The sequence below is a fragment of the Streptomyces sp. SID14478 genome, assembly GCF_010548525.1.
Lineage (GTDB): Bacteria > Actinomycetota > Actinomycetes > Streptomycetales > Streptomycetaceae > Streptomyces.
Genome location: NZ_JAAGMG010000330.1, coordinates 1 through 833 on the forward strand (window position 1 = coordinate 1; position 833 = coordinate 833).

General features: G+C 75.5%; 1 protein-coding gene. It reads right to left on the reverse strand.

The features are described 5' to 3' along the window. The coding region (locus G3I40_RS10905) for a MarP family serine protease (protein ID WP_164301961.1) at positions 1–833 on the reverse strand (833 nt) is incomplete at both ends.

The following is an 833-nucleotide window of genomic DNA, read 5'->3' on the forward strand; positions in this document are numbered from 1 at the left end:
CCCCGGCGACCTCGTCCGCCGTCAGCACGTAACCCGTCCCCGCGTCCGTCGTGGACCGGGCGAACACCACGCCGTAAACCTCGCCGGAGGTGGTCAGCAGGGGGCCGCCCGAGTTGCCGGGGAGCACCGTGGAACGGATCGAGTAGATCTCGCGCGTGACGTTCCCGGAACCGTAGATGTCCTGGCCGCCGGCCCGGATCCGGTCGGCGACCGTGGCCGCCTGCAGGTCCAGGCCGCCGTCCTGCGGGTAGCCCGCGACGACCGCCGCGTCGCCGCGCCCGGCGCCGTCGTCGAAGCGCAGCGCCGGGGCGTCGAGGCCCGGCACGTACAGCACCGCCACGTCCTTGTCCGGGTCGAACAGCACCACCTCGGCGTCGAGGCCGCGGCCGACCCCGCCCACCCGGACCGTCGGGTCGTCGATGCCCGCCACCACGTGGGCGTTGGTCATGACGTGCTCGGAGGCGTACACGAAGCCGCTGCCCTCGCGGCCCTGGCTGCCCGCGGCGCCCTCCACCTTGACGGTGCTGCGCTGCGCGCTGCGGGTCGCGTCCGCCGTCACGCTGTCCCCGGACGGCTCCGCGACCTGCGCCGACGGCTCGTGGGCGAAGGGGTCGAAGACCTGCGGGAAGCCCGCCGAGGTGAGCGCCCCGGTGGCCCGCGAGAACCAGCCCGGGGTCGCCGACGGCATCGTGTCCTGCACGGCGCCGAGCACCTTCGAGTCACGGATCGCCTGGTTCAGGCCGGTGGAGGACGACGCCGCGAGGACGCTGCCCGCCACCCACGCCACGACCAGCATCGCCACCGCGCCCGCGGCCGCGCCGCCGACCCCGTCC